Origin of the sequence: Bradyrhizobium huanghuaihaiense (assembly GCF_025200885.1) — a bacterium.
Classification (GTDB): Bacteria; Pseudomonadota; Alphaproteobacteria; order Rhizobiales; family Xanthobacteraceae; genus Bradyrhizobium; species Bradyrhizobium huanghuaihaiense.
In genome coordinates this window covers 2,714,634-2,729,679 of the sequence record NZ_CP104172.1, presented here as the reverse complement: position 1 = coordinate 2,729,679, position 15,046 = coordinate 2,714,634, and the positions used below count along the sequence as shown (strand labels likewise).

General features: G+C 65.6%; 15 protein-coding genes. 1 reads left to right on the top strand and 14 read right to left on the bottom strand.

Features of this window, described 5'->3' with window-relative positions; translation table 11 throughout:
* Window positions 1-2: 2 nt before the first annotated feature.
* Complete coding sequence (locus N2603_RS12880) at window positions 3-1,778, bottom strand: acetolactate synthase 3 large subunit (RefSeq protein ID WP_239626301.1); 1,776 nt, start codon at window positions 1,776-1,778, stop codon at window positions 3-5.
* A gap of 502 nt (window positions 1,779-2,280) precedes the next feature.
* Window positions 2,281-3,222: a tRNA (adenosine(37)-N6)-dimethylallyltransferase MiaA gene (gene miaA / locus N2603_RS12875; protein ID WP_260389062.1), complete on the bottom strand. Its 942-nt coding sequence runs from the start codon at window positions 3,220-3,222 to the stop codon at window positions 2,281-2,283.
* Between the two features lie 11 nt (window positions 3,223-3,233).
* Between miaA and serB the strand changes: the two genes are divergently transcribed.
* Window positions 3,234-4,139: a phosphoserine phosphatase SerB gene (gene serB, locus N2603_RS12870; RefSeq protein ID WP_260389060.1), complete on the top strand. Its 906-nt coding sequence runs from the start codon at window positions 3,234-3,236 to the stop codon at window positions 4,137-4,139.
* 155 nt (window positions 4,140-4,294) lie between these two features.
* On the opposite strand, the gene N2603_RS12865 is transcribed toward serB, so the two are convergent.
* From N2603_RS12865 to N2603_RS12810, 12 genes are all read right to left on the bottom strand, one after another.
* Window positions 4,295-5,806, bottom strand: a complete 1,512-nt coding sequence (locus N2603_RS12865) for a Do family serine endopeptidase (protein ID WP_018640846.1) — start codon at window positions 5,804-5,806, stop codon at window positions 4,295-4,297.
* A 144-nt stretch (window positions 5,807-5,950) separates the two neighbouring features.
* Complete coding sequence (locus N2603_RS12860) at window positions 5,951-6,157, bottom strand: DUF2065 domain-containing protein (RefSeq protein ID WP_018640847.1); 207 nt, start codon at window positions 6,155-6,157, stop codon at window positions 5,951-5,953.
* Between the two features lie 70 nt (window positions 6,158-6,227).
* Window positions 6,228-7,124 (bottom strand): protease modulator HflC, encoded by an 897-nt coding sequence (gene hflC, locus N2603_RS12855; protein ID WP_018640848.1) that lies wholly within the window; start codon window positions 7,122-7,124, stop codon window positions 6,228-6,230.
* Entirely contained in the window at window positions 7,121-8,263 is a 1,143-nt protein-coding gene (hflK, locus tag N2603_RS12850; protein WP_018640849.1) for an FtsH protease activity modulator HflK, read from the bottom strand. The genes hflC and hflK overlap by 4 nt, the downstream gene beginning before the upstream one ends.
* Window positions 8,264-8,416: 153 nt before the next feature.
* Window positions 8,417-8,929: a dihydrofolate reductase gene (locus N2603_RS12845; RefSeq protein ID WP_260389059.1), complete on the bottom strand. Its 513-nt coding sequence runs from the start codon at window positions 8,927-8,929 to the stop codon at window positions 8,417-8,419.
* Entirely contained in the window at window positions 8,929-9,414 is a 486-nt protein-coding gene (locus N2603_RS12840; protein WP_260389058.1) for a GNAT family N-acetyltransferase, read from the bottom strand. Before N2603_RS12840 ends, N2603_RS12845 begins: the two co-directional genes overlap by 1 nt.
* Window positions 9,415-9,419: 5 nt before the next feature.
* Window positions 9,420-10,214 (bottom strand): thymidylate synthase, encoded by a 795-nt coding sequence (locus tag N2603_RS12835; RefSeq protein ID WP_014493053.1) that lies wholly within the window; start codon window positions 10,212-10,214, stop codon window positions 9,420-9,422.
* Window positions 10,215-10,384: 170 nt separating this feature from the next.
* Window positions 10,385-11,368: a tripartite tricarboxylate transporter substrate binding protein BugD gene (locus N2603_RS12830; protein ID WP_260389055.1), complete on the bottom strand. Its 984-nt coding sequence runs from the start codon at window positions 11,366-11,368 to the stop codon at window positions 10,385-10,387.
* Between the two features lie 121 nt (window positions 11,369-11,489).
* On the bottom strand, window positions 11,490-13,004 hold the full coding sequence (locus N2603_RS12825) for a tripartite tricarboxylate transporter permease (RefSeq protein ID WP_260389054.1): 1,515 nt from the start codon (window positions 13,002-13,004) through the stop codon (window positions 11,490-11,492).
* Window positions 13,005-13,011: 7 nt separating this feature from the next.
* On the bottom strand, window positions 13,012-13,773 hold the full coding sequence (locus N2603_RS12820) for a tripartite tricarboxylate transporter TctB family protein (RefSeq protein ID WP_260389053.1): 762 nt from the start codon (window positions 13,771-13,773) through the stop codon (window positions 13,012-13,014).
* A 96-nt stretch (window positions 13,774-13,869) separates the two neighbouring features.
* The gene (locus N2603_RS12815; protein ID WP_260389052.1) at window positions 13,870-14,400 is read right to left on the bottom strand and encodes a chromate transporter; all 531 of its coding nucleotides are present in this window, start codon (window positions 14,398-14,400) and stop codon (window positions 13,870-13,872) included.
* Window positions 14,397-15,002, bottom strand: a complete 606-nt coding sequence (locus tag N2603_RS12810) for a chromate transporter (protein ID WP_260389051.1) — start codon at window positions 15,000-15,002, stop codon at window positions 14,397-14,399. Before N2603_RS12810 ends, N2603_RS12815 begins: the two co-directional genes overlap by 4 nt.
* Between the last annotated feature and the right edge of the window lie 44 nt (window positions 15,003-15,046).

The following is a 15,046-nucleotide window of genomic DNA, read 5'->3' as shown; positions in this document are numbered from 1 at the left end:
CCTCACACCAGCGCCTTGCCGCCGGCGAACGCCTTGGCGGTGGCTTCGTCGTTGGCCTGCTCCGGCAGCAACATCTCGTTGTGCGCCTTGCCGGAGGGGATCATCGGGAAGCAGTTTTCGAGCGCGGCGACGCGGCAGTCGAACAGCACCGGGCGCTTGACCGAGATCATCTCCTGGATCGCGCCATCGAGATCGCCCGGCTTGTGCACCTGGAGGCCGACGGCGCCATAGGCTTCCGCGAGCTTGACGAAGTCCGGCAGCGCCTCGGAATAGGAATGCGACAGGCGGTTGCCGTGGAGCAGCTGCTGCCATTGGCGCACCATGCCCATGTACTGGTTGTTGAGGATGAAGATCTTGATCGGCAGCTCGTACTGCACCGCCGTCGACATCTCCTGCATCGTCATCTGCACCGAGGCGTCGCCCGCGATGTCGATGACGAGGCTGTCCGGGTGCGCAACCTGCACGCCGACCGCGGCCGGCAGGCCGTAGCCCATGGTGCCGAGACCGCCCGACGTCATCCAGCGATGCGGCTCCTCGAAGCCGTAGAACTGCGCCGCCCACATCTGGTGCTGGCCGACCTCGGTCGTGATGTACGTATCCTTGCCGCGCGTCGCCTCGAACAGGCTCTGGATCGCGTGCTGCGGCAGGATGACGTCGTTGCTCTTCTTGTAATAGAGCGAGTTGCGGGCGCGCCACTGCGCGATCTGCTGCCACCACGACTTGATGTCCGGCTTCTTCGCCTCCGCCTTGAACACCTGGAGGATGTCGCCGAGGATGTTGCCGCAGTCGCCGATGATCGGCACGTCGACGCGGATGTTCTTGTTGATCGAGGACGGGTCGATGTCGATGTGGATCTTCTTCGAGCCCGGCGAGAACGCGTCGACGCGGCCGGTGATGCGGTCGTCGAAGCGCGCGCCGACGCACAGCATGACGTCGCAATCATGCATCGTCATGTTGGCCTCGTAGGTGCCGTGCATGCCGAGCATGCCGAGCCAGTTCTTGCCCGAGGCCGGATAGGCGCCGAGGCCCATCAGCGTCGAGGTGATCGGAAAACCGGTGACCTCGACGAGCTCGCGCAGCAGCTTGGTCGCTTCGGGACCGGAATTGATCACGCCGCCGCCGCTGTAGATCACGGGACGCTTTGCGTTCGCGAGCAGCGCGACCGCCTTGCGGATCTGTGTCGCATCGCCCTTGACGCGCGGCGCGTAGGAGCGGTGCACGTCGGACTTGCGTGGCGGATGATAGGTGCCGGTCGCGAACTGCACGTCCTTGGGCACGTCGACCAGCACCGGGCCCGGACGGCCCGAGGTCGCAACGTAGAAGGCCTCATGCAGGACTTTCGCGAGGTCGTTGACGTCGCGCACGAGCCAGTTGTGCTTGGTGCAGGGACGCGTGATGCCGACGGTGTCGCATTCCTGGAAGGCGTCGTTGCCGATCAGATGCGTCGGCACCTGGCCGGAGATGCAGACCAGCGGGATGGAGTCCATCAGGGCATCGGTCAGCGGCGTCACCATGTTGGTGGCACCGGGTCCGGAGGTCACCAGCGCAACACCGGGCTTGCCGGTCGAACGCGCATAGCCCTCGGCGGCGTGACCTGCGCCCTGCTCGTGGCGGACCAGGATGTGCTGGACCTCGCTCTGCTGGAAGATCTCGTCATAGATCGGAAGCACCGCGCCGCCGGGATAGCCGAAAATGTCGGTCACGCCGTGATCGATGAGCGCGCGGACGATCATCGCGGCGCCGGTCATCTGGTTCGGATCGTGGCTCTTGTCGCTCATTGGCTTGCTCCGGATGCGCTGTTGTCAGCGGCTTCGTTCTGGGTTCGGGAAATAAAAAAGGCCCCGAAGAGGGCCCATGCACACCGCCTGTCTTGTGGATGGCAGCTAGCCATCCCCGGCGGTGTGCCTGGGTACGACGGCGATAAGGAGTTTGGTAATAATGTTACGCATGGCAGGCGCCCGGCTTCCCAAAGGTTGCGCGAAACATAGCGGCCAAAGCCCGGATGTCAAGGCAATGTGGCCGTTCCCGCGCGATTTTGGCAGTGTAGCGGCGTTCCCGGGGTTCGGCGAGAGGTAAATTCGGGAACCCGGCACAAATGCGCGTCAGCGCCGCCCTCTGACGTCATTCCGGGCGATGCGAAGCATCGAGCCCGGAATCCATAGCCACAGGCCGTCCGTAGGTCCGAGGTAGGTGCCGGCAGCCATCGCCACATGAGCGCCTGGGATTATGGATTCCGGGCTCGCGCTGCGCGCGCCCCGGAATGACGACAGAGCGAGGCTCTCACCTCTCGTCTCCGGCCGCGCTGACGCTGGCAGCTAACCATCCCCTCGCCTCTTCCGGCTTGACCCACTCGAATTCCGGCAATTGGTGCCGGAACCAGGTGAACTGGCGCTTGGCGTAGTGGCGGGTGTCGGCGCGGCCGATCGTGGCGGCCTCGTCCAGGCTGAGCTCTCCGCGCAGATGCCGGATCAGGGCCGGCACGCCGTGGGCCTTCATCGCCGGCAGCAGCGGATCAAGACCGCGCGCGGCGAGCCGCTCGACCTCCCTCAGGGCGCCGCCCCCCAGCATGGCATCGAAGCGGGCGTCGATGCGGGCATAGAGGTCGTCGCGCTCGGGGGCGAGGAATACCGCCCGAAAACTGTCCCTCGGCAGCAGCGGCGGCTGGCCCTCCTGGTGCCAATCCAGCAGCGAGCGCCCGGTCGCCTCGACCACTTCGAGCGCGCGCGCGATGCGGGTGCGGTCGCGCAGGTTCAAGCGGCCAGCCGCGCGCGGATCGCGGGCAGCGAGTTCCGCATGCAGCGCCTCGACGCCGTTCCGCTCCAGCCGCGCCCGCACGTCTTCGCGCAGCTCGGCGGGGATGGGCGGCACCACGGAAAGGCCCGCCGTGAGCGCCTTGAAATAGAGCCCGGTGCCGCCGATGAAGATCGGCAGCCGGCCTTCGGCACGCGCCTCCTCGAGCGCCTTCGCTGCGTCGGCAACCCAGGCCCCGGCCGAGAAATTGACGGCCGCATCGACATGGCCGTAGAGGCGATGCGGCGCTCGCGCCTCATCGCCATGGGTCGGACGTGCCGTGATGATGCGGAGGTCGCGATAGACCTGCATGGAATCCGCGTTGATGACGGTGCCGCCCGCGCTGAGGGCAAGCTCGAGCGCCAGCGCCGACTTGCCGCTGGCGGTCGGGCCTGCGATAAGCACCGCCTTGCTCGAATGCCCCTCGCTCACAAAAACCTCAAATGTCCCTCGTCGCCACGCTGATCTGCAACCCTGACAATCCCGCGCTCGACTCTACCATCGTCGACGGCGCCCGCGCCGTGCTGCCCCAGGCAGCTCCCGCGCACTGGCTGTTCGACGGGGTTGCGGTCGACATTCCCTTCGGCGCCGACAGTAACCTCGAAGGCGACCGTCACGCCATCGAGCAGCGGTTGCGCGAGCTTCGCGGCGACCTGCCCATCGATATCGTCGTGCAGCCTGCCGGCTTCCGGCGCAAGAAGCTTTTTCTCGCCGACATGGACTCCACCATGATCGGCCAGGAATGCATCGACGAGCTTGCCGATCTCGTCGGCATGAAGGCCCATGTCGCCGCGATCACCGAGCGCGCGATGCGCGGCGAGATCGAGTTCGAGCCGGCGCTGCGCGAGCGCGTCGCGCTGCTGAAGGGCCTTCCCGCCAATGTCGTCGACGAGGTGCTGGATAAGCGCATCACGCTGACGCCGGGCGGCCGTGCGCTGGTCGCGACCATGCGCGCGCACGGCGCCTACACCTGCCTCGTCTCCGGCGGTTTCACGCTGTTCACGAGCGTCGTCGCCGCCAAGATCGGCTTCCAGGAGAACCGCGCCAACGAACTGGTCGTGCGCGACGGCAAGTTCACCGGCGAGGTGAAGGAGCCGATTTTGGGCCGCGCCGCGAAGCTGGCGACGCTGGTGGATCTGATGGAGTCGTTCGATCTCGACGACGTCGACTCGGTCGTGGTCGGCGATGGCGCCAATGATCTCGCGATGATCCAGGCGGCTGGGCTCGGCGTGGCCTATCACGCCAAGCCGACGGTGGCAGCAGCCGCAGCGGCGCGGATCGATCACGGTGATCTCACCGCGCTGCTCTATGCGCAGGGTTATCGGCGGGACGAGTTCGTGGAGGGGTAGCCTCTGCAATCGTTGCTACACGCTCCGCAGCCGTAGGGTGGGCAAAGGCGCACTTGCGCCGTGCCCACCGCTCGTTGAGACGGCAGAAAGATGGTGAGCACGCTTCGCTTTGCCCACCCTACGAGACCATGCCGCGGTGCGAGACCGTGCCTCGACTACTGCACGCTCAGCGCGACAAACCGCAGCTCGCCGTCGGCGTTCGAGACCAGCAGCAGCACCGACTTCTTGCCGTCCTTCTTGAGCTGGTCGACGCGCTTCTGGATGTCGGCACCGCTGGAGACGGCTTCCTGCGCGACCTCGACGATGACGTCGCCGGCCGAGAGACGCTTTTCGGCGGCATCCGAATTGGCGTCGACATTGGTGACGACCACGCCCTTGACGCTCTCCTTGATCTTGTAGCGCGTGCGCAGGTCCTTGTTCAGCGCCGCGAGATCGAGACCGAGCGCCTTCTGCGTCACCGGCTTCTCCGGCGCCGGCTCGTCGGTCTTCACCACGGCCTGCACCTTCTCGGGATCCTGCAGACGGCCGAGCGTGACCTTCTTGGTCTCTTCCTGGCCCTTGCGGATGATGACGACGTCGACCTCCTTGCCGACCGCGGTGTCGGCGACGACGCGGGACAGGTCCTTCGGATCCTTGACGTCCTTGCCGTCGAACTTGACGACGACGTCGCCGGGCTCGATGCCGGCGGGCTTGGCCGGGCCCTTGTCATCGACGCCGGCAACCAGCGCGCCGCGCGGCGGCTTGATGTTGAGGCTCTCGGCAATCTCGTCGGTGACGCTCTGGATGCGCACCCCCAGCCAGCCGCGGCGCAGCTCGCCGAACTGGCGGAGCTGGTCGACGACGCCCGCGACCGTCTTCGACGGCACGGCGAAGCCGATGCCGATCGAGCCGCCGGAGGGCGAGATGATCAGGGTGTTGACGCCGATGACGTCGCCTTCGAGGTTGAACAGCGGGCCGCCGGAATTGCCGCGGTTGATGGCGGCGTCGGTCTGGATGTAGCTGTCATAGGGACCGGACGAGATGTCGCGGTTCTTGGCCGAGACGATGCCGGCCGTCACCGTTCCCCCCAGGCTGAAGGGATTGCCGATCGCGACCACCCAGTCGCCGAGGCGCAGCTTGTCGCTGTCGCCGAACTTCACCGCAACCAGCGGCTTGGTCGGCTTGAACTTCAGCACTGCGAGATCGGTCTTCTTGTCGACGCCGACCAGCTCCGCCTTGATCTTGGTACCGTCGTTGAGGATGACGTTGATCTCGTCGGCGTCCGCGATGACGTGGTTGTTGGTGACGACGACGCCTGACGTGTCGATGATGAAGCCGCTTCCGAGCGAGTTGGTCTTGCGCGGCGGCGGGCTGCTGCCGCTGTCGCCGCCCTTGCCGCCGCCACCGGGGCCCCTGCGGTTCTTGAAGAAGTCGTCGAAGAACTCCTCGAAGGGTGAGCCGGGCGGCAGCTGCGGCATGGTGTTGGCGCCGCCCTTGGCCTCGACAGTCTGCGAGGTCGAGATGTTGACGACCGCGTCGATCACCTTCTCGGCGACGTCGGCGATGCCCTCCGGCCCGCGCGCCTGAGCCGGGGTGCCAAGCGCGCCGAAAGCGCTGATGGCGAGCGCGGCCAGCCCAATTCGCACACCATGGCGCAAGCGGGTCGGGGCAATGATGGCAGCGGTCATTGTGATCTCCAGAGAAATAAGGATTCGGCGCCAGACTGCGCTCGAACGGGGGCACGGCGCAAGCGCGGACCTTAACGGGTCTCAAGACCCGGATAATATGGCGAAAACCGGCTTCTCGCCTTCACTTTGGCGTTGGCTCTTCGGCTAAATCGGACGGCGCATCACCCAGATCAGGATCAGGCCGACGACGGCCGAACCGATCCCGACCGCTCGCAGGATGTGGTCGGGAGTGGCCATCGCACTCTTCATGGCCTTGCGCATCCAGTTTGGACTTGCCGCAAACATCAAGCCTTCCAGCACGAACAGGATGCCCAAGCCGATGAGGAAGTCGGCGAACGCAATGGACCTCATCGGATTGGAACCTCCCGTAGTGCTGTTCTTGTCTGGACGAAGGGCGGCAGAACTGCCGCCCCTGTCTAGCTTAAGGCTTCGCCGGCGTCTCGGCCGCCCTCTTGCCGGTCGGGTTACCGAAATACCGGAAGAAATCCGACTCCGGCCGCAGCAGGAAGCGGGTGTCGTTCGCACGCAGCCCGTTCTCGTATGCCGTCATCGACCGGTAGAAGTAGAAGAAGTCGGCATCCTTGCTGTAGGCCTCGGCGAACAGGCGGTTGCGCTCGGCATCGCCCGCGCCGCGGGTCTGGTCGGCCTGCGAATTGGCTTCCGCGATGATCACGGTCGCCTCGCGGTCGGCCTTGGAGCGGATCTCCTGCGCCTTCTGGCCGCCCTGCGCGCGGAACTCGGCGGCCTCGCGCTCGCGCTCGGTCTTCATGCGCAGATAGACCGCCTGGCTGTTCTGCTCCGGCAGGTCGGCGCGCCGGATCCGGACGTCCACCACCTGGATGCCGTAGCCGTCGGCCTCGCGATCGAGCTGGTCGCGGATGCGCTGCATCAGCTTCTCGCGATCGTCGCGCACCACGTTGATGAAGGTGACCTCGCCGAGCACGCGGCGCAGCGCCGCGTTCAGGAGCGTGGTGAGCTGGATGTTGGCAGCCTGGATCGAGCCGACGCTCTGATAGAAGCGCAGCGCGTCCTTGATGCGGTAGCGCGCGAAGGCGTCGACTACGAGCCGCTTCTGGTCGGACGCGATCGCTTCTTGCGACGGGTTCTCCAGATCGAGAATCCGCTTGTCGATGTTGATCACCGAATTCCACGGCGCCTTGAAGTGCAGGCCCGGGGCGGTGACGACGTCGACGGGCTTGCCGAACTGCAGCACGATGGTCTGTTCGGTCTGTTGCACCGTGAACAGCGACATGTAGCCGACAATCACGACGAGCAGGAGACCGAGCAGCGTGACGATACCTGTGACCGGAGACCTCATCGGGTACCTCCGCTCGAGGGCTGACCGGTGGTAGGCGGCCGCTTGGTCGTCAATTCGTTGAGCGGCAGGAAGGGCACGACACCCTGGCCCGAGGGACCGCCGTCATAGACGAGCTTGTCGGCACCGCCGAGCACGCGCTCCATCGTCTCGAGATAGATCCGTTCACGCGTCACGTCGGGCGCCTTCTTGTATTCTTCGTAAACCTTCAGGAAGCGCGCGCTCTGGCCCTTGGCCTCGGCGATCGCCTGCTCCCTGTAGCCTTCGGCGGCCTGCTGGATCTGCGCCGCACGACCGCGGGCCTGCGGCACCACCTGGTTGGCATAGGTCTGCGCTTCGTTCTGCAGCTGCTCGAGATTGGCGCGCGCCGCCTGCACGTCACGGAAAGCGTCGATCACCTGCGCGGGCGGGTCGACCTTCTGCATCTGCACCTGGGTGACGAGAATGCCGGCGCCGTAGCTGTCGAGCGTCCGCTGGATCAGCTCCTGCACGCCCTGCTCGATCGTGTTGCGAGCGCCGGTCAGGATCGGCTGGATCTGCGAGCGGCCGATCACCTCGCGCATTGCGCTCTCGGCGACCGCCTTCACGGTGCCTTCGGGGTTCTGGATGTTGAACAGGAAGTCGCCGACGCCGCCGGCATCGGGCTTGATGCGCCACAGCACGGTGAAGTCGACGTCGACGATGTTCTCGTCACCGGTGAGCATCAGGCTCTCTTCCGGCACGTCACGGATGGAGCGGCCGCGCCGCGCCGGATCGTCGATCAGGGTCATGCCGATGGAGGTGGTGTTGACGCGCAGCGCCTTCGGCAGCAGCACGGTCTCGATCGGATAGGGCAGATGATAATTCAGGCCGGGGTCCACGGTGCGGACATGCTTGCCGAACCGCAGCACGACGCCGCGCTCTTCGGACTGCACGCGGAAGAAGCCCGACAGCAGCCAGAACGCGATGATGAGCAGGATGATCAGCGTGATGCCGACGCCGGAGAAATAGCCGCCCGGCATGATCTGCTGAAGGCGGTCCTGGCCGCGCCGCAGAAGGTCTTCCAGATCCGGCGGCCTCGGCCCAACCGGTTGCGGGCCTGAGCCCCACGGTCCCTTCGGACCCGAGCCCCATGGGCCACCGCCCTGATTCTTCCACGGCATTCGACGCTCTCCTCGGCAGGGTTGAATTGCCCCCGCCCGCTTTGTCCGGTCCGGCTTTATAGGGGACAGGCAGGTCCCTTACAACGCAGCCCTCGCCACCTTCCGAGCTAAGCCCGAAGGCAGAAAAGTCAATGTTAACATTGGCGAATGCGGTTAACGGGGCGGCCGCCGACGATATGTCACATAGGAGTAGTCGGCGCTGTCGTCGGGCCCGGCAGGATGACGGATGCGCGCCATCTCGTCCCACTCCGCCCTGTCGATGTCGAAATGCGTGTCGCCTTCGGGCCGCGCATGCACTTCGGTGATTTCGAGGCGATCGGCACGATCGAGCCATTGCCGGAAGATCTCGGCGCCGCCGATCACGGCGATCTCGGTGACTGAACGCCGCAGGGCATCGCCAAGCGCAACCGCGCCGGCATCCGCGGCGGATGTCGTGACGATGGCACCAGCGGCGCGATAGGCCGCATCGCGCGTGACGACGATGTTGGTGCGGCCCGGCAGGGGACGGCGGGGCAGGGATTCGAAGGTCTTGCGGCCCATGATCACGGGCTTGCCGATCGTGAGCGCCTTGAAGCGCGCCATGTCGGACTTCAATCGCCACGGCATCGCATTGCCCGCGCCGATGACGCCGTTTTCCGCGATCGCGACGACGAAGACGATGTCCATCAAGCAGAGCTCCCGGCAAGCTGCGTCAGCGCAGGCCCGGTGACGCGGCACAGCGTCCAATCGTCCATCATGACGGCGCCGAGCGATTTGTAGAACGCGATCGACGGCGCGTTCCAGTCGAGCACCGCCCATTGCAGGCGCGACCAGCCGTTCTCGACGCACTCCCTGGCAAGATAGACCAGCAGCGCCTTGCCGAGGCCCCTGCCCCGATGCGACGGCCGCACATAGAGATCTTCGAGATAGATGCCGTGGCGGCCGCTGAATGTGGAGAAATTGGCGAACCAGACCGCGAAGCCGACCGGCTCGCTGTTCCACTCGGCGATCGCGCAATAGAGCTGCGGCCTCTCGCCGAACAGCGCCTCCGCGATGTCAGCCTCGGTTGCCTCGACCTCATGGGACAGCTTTTCGTATTCGGCGAGCTCGCGGATGAAAGAGAGAACGAGACCGGCTTCGCCCGGGCGCACGCGGCGGATGTTGACCGACATCCGCGCTAGACCGCGACTTCCGCCTTGATGTGCGGATGCGGATCGTAGCCGACGAGCTCGAAATCCTCGTAGCGGAAGGAGAAGATGTCCTTCACATCAGGGTTGATCCGCATCACCGGCAGCGCGCGCGGCGCGCGCGTGAGCTGAAGCCGCGCCTGCTCCAGATGGTTGGAGTAGAGATGAGTATCGCCGAGCGAGTGCACGAAGTCGCCGGGCTTCAGACCGGTGACCTGCGCGACCATCATGGTGAGCAGCGCATAGGAGGCGATGTTGAAGGGCACGCCGAGGAAGACGTCGGCCGAGCGCTGATAGAGCTGGCACGACAGCTTGCCGTTCGCGACGTAGAACTGGAACAGCAGATGGCAGGGCGGCAACGCCATCTTCTCGACGTCGGCCGGATTCCAGGCAGTGACGATCAGCCGGCGGGAGTCCGGGGTGCGCTTGATCATGTCGATGACATTGGCGATCTGGTCGATGCTGCGCCCGTCGGCTGTGGGCCAGGAGCGCCACTGATGGCCGTAGACCGGGCCGAGATCGCCATTGGCGTCGGCCCACTCGTCCCAGATGGTGACGCCGTTGTCGCGCAGATATTTGATGTTGGTGTCGCCCTTCAGGAACCACAACAGCTCGTGCACGATCGCCTTCAGCGGCAGCCGCTTGGTGGTCAGCATCGGGAAGCCGGCAGACAGATTGAAACGCATCTGATGACCGAACACCGACAACGTGCCGGTGCCGGTCCGATCGGTCTTCTCGGCGCCGTCTGAAAGAATCCGCTCGAGCAGGTCCTGATATTGGTGCATGTGCGACTGAGCCTTTGGGAGGCGGCGAACTTAACGGCCGCCCCCGCGCTGCGACAGCAGCGATTCGCTGCTCCCACAGATTATACAAGGAAAAGGTGAGCGTTCCCGCGGCAAACGACAAGGGGCGGAACTTGCGTCCCGCCCCTCGCCTATCGGCTTGAAAGTGCTGATTAAGTTGCCGGCTTGAGCACCGGGGTCCACTTCGCGATCTCGTTCTTGACGAGGGTCGCCAGGGCCTCGGGCGTCCGGTCCTTGGGCGCCGGGATGACGCTGCCGAGCTCGAGCAGGCGCTTCTTCACGGTCTCGTCGTCGAGCGCCTTGATGGCGCCGGCGTTCAGGCTCGCAATGATCGCGGGCGAAGTTCCCTTGGGCGCGAACATCGCGTTCCAGGCCTGGGCCTGGAACGCAGGCAGTCCCGCTTCAGTCGTGGTGGGCACGTTCGGCAGCGACGGATTGCGCTCCGGCGTTGCGATCGCATAGGCCTTGATGGTGCCGGCGTTGATCTGCGGCACAGCATTGACGATCTGGTCGCACATGTAATCGACCTGCCCCCCCACCAGCGCATTCATCGCGGGGCCGGTGCCGTTGAAGGGCACGCCGACCGGCTTGACGTCGAGGATGGAGTGCAGGAGCTCGCAGGAGACGTGCGAGACCGAGCCGACGCCGGCATGCGCCGCGTTCACCTTCTCGGCATTGGCCTTCACGTAAGCCACGAACTCCTTCAGGTCCTTCGGCGGAAAGTCCTTGCGCGCGAGGATCAGGATCGGTGTGCCCGCGAGCAGCGCGATCGGCTCGAAATCCTTCTCGGGATGATAGGCGAGCTTCGGATAGAGCGGCACGGACGCCGCGTGCGTACCCATATGCCCGGTGATGAGCGTATAGCCGTCATTGGCGGCACGCGCCGCACGCGTGGTCGCGGTGGTGCCGCCGGCGCCGACCACGTTCTCGATGATGATGCTCTGACCAAGCGTCTGCGCCATGTGTGCGGTGACGATGCGCGAGATGACATCGGTCGGCCCGCCCGCGGCGAACGGCACGATCATGGTGATGCTGCGCGTCGGATAGTTTTGCGCCTTCGCAGGTGCAACAAAGGCGCAGAGCGATGCGAGCGCGGCAGCACATGCGCCCGTAGCAAGCGCGCGAAGAGAGGTCATATCGTTTCCCCGGGACACAAACAAAAATGCCGGCCACAAGGGCCGGCATTTTCATGTCACGAAGACATCACATACGTCGATTCGACTTCCGAATGCGGCGCGCGGACGCAGGGCGCCGCGGCTAGTTCTCCGACTCGGTGAACACCTCGTCGCGCTTGGCACGCAGCGTCGGCAACACCGTGAGCACCAGCAGGCCCAGCGAGATCGCCAGCAGCACCGCCGACAACGGACGCGTCAGGAACACGCTCCAGTCGCCGCGCGAGATCAGCAGCGCACGGCGCAGGTTCTCTTCCATCAGCGGTCCGAGCACCATGCCGAGCAGCAGCGGGGCCGGCTCGAAATCGTGCTTGATCAGCCAGTAGCCGACGAGCCCGAACACGCCGGCGAGGATGACGTCGACGGGCGCGTTGTTCACCGAGTAGATGCCGATCGCACAGAAGATCACGATCGAGGGGAACATCAGCCGGTAAGGCACGCGCAGCAGGCGGACCCAGATGCCCACGAGCGGCAGGTTGATGATGATCAGCATCAGGTTGCCGATCCACATCGAGGCGATCATGCCCCAGACGAGGTCGGGCTGCTTCTGCATCACCTGCGGACCCGGCACGATGCCGTGGATGGTCATCGCGCCAACCATCAGCGCCATCACCGCGTTCGGCGGGATGCCGAGGGTGAGCAGCGGGATGAAGGAGGTCTGCGCTGCGGCGTTGTTGGCGCTTTCCGGCGCCGCCACGCCTTCGATCGCGCCGCGGCCGAACCGCTTCGGATCCTTCGCGAGCTTCTTCTCGAGCGTATAGGCCGCAAACGAGGCGATGACGGCGCCGCCGCCCGGCAGAATGCCGAGGATCGAGCCGAGCACGGTGCCGCGCAGGATCGGTGGCGTCGAGTCGACCAGGTCCTTCCTGGTCGGCATCAGGCCGGTGATCTTCTGCTGCACGAGGTCGCGGTTCATCTCGGCGCCGGCGTCGAGATTGCGGATGATCTCGGCGAAGCCGAACACACCCATCGCCACCGTCGCAAAGCCGAGACCGTCGGCCAGCTCCGGAATGTTGAAGGCCATGCGCGAGGCGCCGGTCTCGATGTCCGAGCCGACCATCGAGAGCAGGAGGCCGAACACGATCATCGCGATCGCCTTCAGCACCGAGCCCTTGGCCAGCACCACTGCGAAGATCAGGCCGAGCACCATCAGCGAGAAATACTCAGCCGGACCGAACGCCAGCGCCAGCTTTGTGAGCGGCGCGCCGAGCACGGCGATCAAGATAGTTGCGACGCAGCCGGCGAAGAACGAGCCGATCGCGGCGATCGCCAGCGCCGGGCCGGCACGGCCCTGCTTGGCCATCTGGTGGCCGTCGATGGCGGTGACGACGGATGTCGCCTCACCGGGAATGTTGACCAGGATCGACGTGGTCGAACCGCCATATTGCGCGCCGTAATAGATGCCGGCGAGCATGATCAGCGCGCCGACCGGCGGCAGGCCGAAGGTGATCGGCAGCAGCATCGCGACCGTCGCGATGGTGCCGATACCAGGGAGAACGCCGACCAGCGTGCCGACGAGGGCACCGATCAGGCACATCAGCAGGTTGATGGGAGAGAGCGCTACGACAAAGCCGTGAGCGAGGTTGGCAAAAATATCCATCACGCCCTCACTGGATCAGGAAACGCGGAAACATCGGCATCGGCAGTCCGAGCACGTAGGGGAACAGGATCGCGCAGCCGAGCGTCAGACAGGCGCCGACGATCGCGGCCTCCAACCAGCGTGTCTCATGCGACCCTGTCGCCGCGATCATGAAGCTCACGAACGCGGTGACCACGAGCCCGAGCGGCCGGATCGCCAGCGCGAAGAACAGGATCGCGACCATCACGAACAGCGGCCCGCGCCAGGAATAATGCGCCATCGACGGCCCGTCGGCCAGAAGGCCGGTCAGGGCGATGGCGGCGGACAGGGCGACCAGAAGCCCGCCGAACATCCGCGGCGCGGTGCCCGCGCCGAACGAGAAGCCGCGCATGCCCTGCAGATCGCTCGACGCCCACAGCGCGAACAGCGCGACCGCCATCAGAATGACGCCGCCTACATAATCCTGCGCCGACCGGACGGTCATGAACAGCGTGACGATCGCCACCGCAAGGATCGGATAGGAATAGATCAGCGCCAGCAGCACATCGGAGGACGCCTTCTTGGTCTCACCGCCGGCCGCTCCGATCAGGGCCGCGGGAGCACCGGCGACCAGCGCGGTAGCGTGGCTGATCAGCACGGTGGCCGGGCCGCGTCCGGCACCCCAGCCGAAGATGGTCCCGATCGACCAGATGAATTCGAAGATCTGTGGCGCTATCGCCAGCAGGCAGAAACCGATCACCACCTTGGTGTTTCGGGTGGCTGTCGCTGAGTGGCCCATCGTCTCGGCCATGCATGTCTCCTCCGCGACCCGTAAGTCACGAGCACTGTTGTTCTAAATCGGCTGGAAAGGGATCCCCGGGGCCGCAGCACTGCCTAGCGATTTTCATCACACAATGCCAGCAAAACCCAACAGGCCGCCGGCGAGCAAGAGCCAGAGAGGATTGATGCGCGAGATCGATGCGATCACCGCAACCATCGCGGTCAGAAGCACTGCAGCAATCGTCCGGTCGGTCGACTGGGCCAGGATCAGGGCACTCGCCGCCATCAATCCGATCGAGAGCGGAACCAGTGCAGCCTGGATCAGGGCCGGCCAGCGCGACTGGCTGGGCCGATTGAGGAGACGGCTGACATAATAGGCAACCAGCGCGATCGGCAGGCACATCGCCAGCGTCGCCGCGAGCGCACCGGGGATGCCGGCGACGGCATAGCCGATTAACGTCACGATAAGTACGTTCGGACCCGGCGAGAGTTGTGCGATCGCATAGGCATCGGCGAACTGCTTGTCGGTCATCCAATGATGCACGTCGACCGCGATGCGGTGCATCTCGGGCACCGCCGCGGCGGCGCCGCCGACCGCGAACAGCGACATCAGGCCGAAGGTCGAGATCAGTGCCCAGAGCGGGCTCTCGGCGTTCACGCTGCTACCTTCCGCCGCAGGAGGAAGGTCGCGCCGATGCTCACGGGGATCGCGACCAGCAGCACGGCCTGAAGCGGCAGGCGGAGCACGCCGATGGCGAGGAAGACGCCGAGCATCAGGATCAGCGCGACCGCTTCCATCCGCTTCAGGAGCGGCGTCATCATGCGGAAGACCACGGCGATCAGGAGGCCGACCGCGGCGCAGGAGATGCCTGCGAGGATACGACGCAGCACCTCGAGGTCGCCGAACCGGGCGTAGGCGATCGCGAGCACGGTCATGATCAGCGTCGGCGGCAGCAGCAACCCGGCAAAGGCTGCAATGCCACCCGCGATCCCGCGCAGCCGCGCGCCAAAGACCATCGACAGATTGACGATGTTGGGGCCGGGCAGGAAGTGGCAGAGCGCGAAGGTCTCGTTGAACTCGTCCGGCGTCATCCAGCGGTGCTGCCCGACGATGGCCCGCCGCGCAAACACCAGGACCCCGCCGAAACCCGCCAGCGACATCCGGGCGAAGGCGGCGAAGAGCGCGGTCAGGCTGGGCGGGGCGGCAGCGCTGGTCGGATGGTCCGGCTCTTGGGCGGCCGGTGCTGAATCGGCGGACATGTCAGGAGCTTAGAACCGAGGCCGCGGCGCGGCCAAGATCGGAT

Bases quoted from the DNA above. Each gene is read 5' to 3' on its own strand.
- N2603_RS12835 (WP_014493053.1), bottom strand. From the start codon at position 10,214: ATGCACCAATATCAGGACCTGCTCGAGCGGATTCTTTCAGACGGCGCC.
- serB (WP_260389060.1), top strand. From the start codon at position 3,234: ATGTCCCTCGTCGCCACGCTGATCTGCAACCCTGACAATCCCGCGCTC.
- N2603_RS12865 (WP_018640846.1), bottom strand. From the start codon at position 5,806: ATGACCGCTGCCATCATTGCCCCGACCCGCTTGCGCCATGGTGTGCGA.
- N2603_RS12825 (WP_260389054.1), bottom strand. From the start codon at position 13,004: ATGGATATTTTTGCCAACCTCGCTCACGGCTTTGTCGTAGCGCTCTCT.
- hflC (WP_018640848.1), bottom strand. From the start codon at position 7,124: ATGAGGTCTCCGGTCACAGGTATCGTCACGCTGCTCGGTCTCCTGCTC.
- N2603_RS12845 (WP_260389059.1), bottom strand. From the start codon at position 8,929: ATGGACATCGTCTTCGTCGTCGCGATCGCGGAAAACGGCGTCATCGGC.
- N2603_RS12830 (WP_260389055.1), bottom strand. From the start codon at position 11,368: ATGACCTCTCTTCGCGCGCTTGCTACGGGCGCATGTGCTGCCGCGCTC.
- N2603_RS12840 (WP_260389058.1), bottom strand. From the start codon at position 9,414: ATGTCGGTCAACATCCGCCGCGTGCGCCCGGGCGAAGCCGGTCTCGTT.
- N2603_RS12860 (WP_018640847.1), bottom strand. From the start codon at position 6,157: ATGAGGTCCATTGCGTTCGCCGACTTCCTCATCGGCTTGGGCATCCTG.
- N2603_RS12810 (WP_260389051.1), bottom strand. From the start codon at position 15,002: ATGTCCGCCGATTCAGCACCGGCCGCCCAAGAGCCGGACCATCCGACC.
- N2603_RS12820 (WP_260389053.1), bottom strand. From the start codon at position 13,773: ATGGCCGAGACGATGGGCCACTCAGCGACAGCCACCCGAAACACCAAG.
- N2603_RS12880 (WP_239626301.1), bottom strand. From the start codon at position 1,778: ATGAGCGACAAGAGCCACGATCCGAACCAGATGACCGGCGCCGCGATG.
- hflK (WP_018640849.1), bottom strand. From the start codon at position 8,263: ATGCCGTGGAAGAATCAGGGCGGTGGCCCATGGGGCTCGGGTCCGAAG.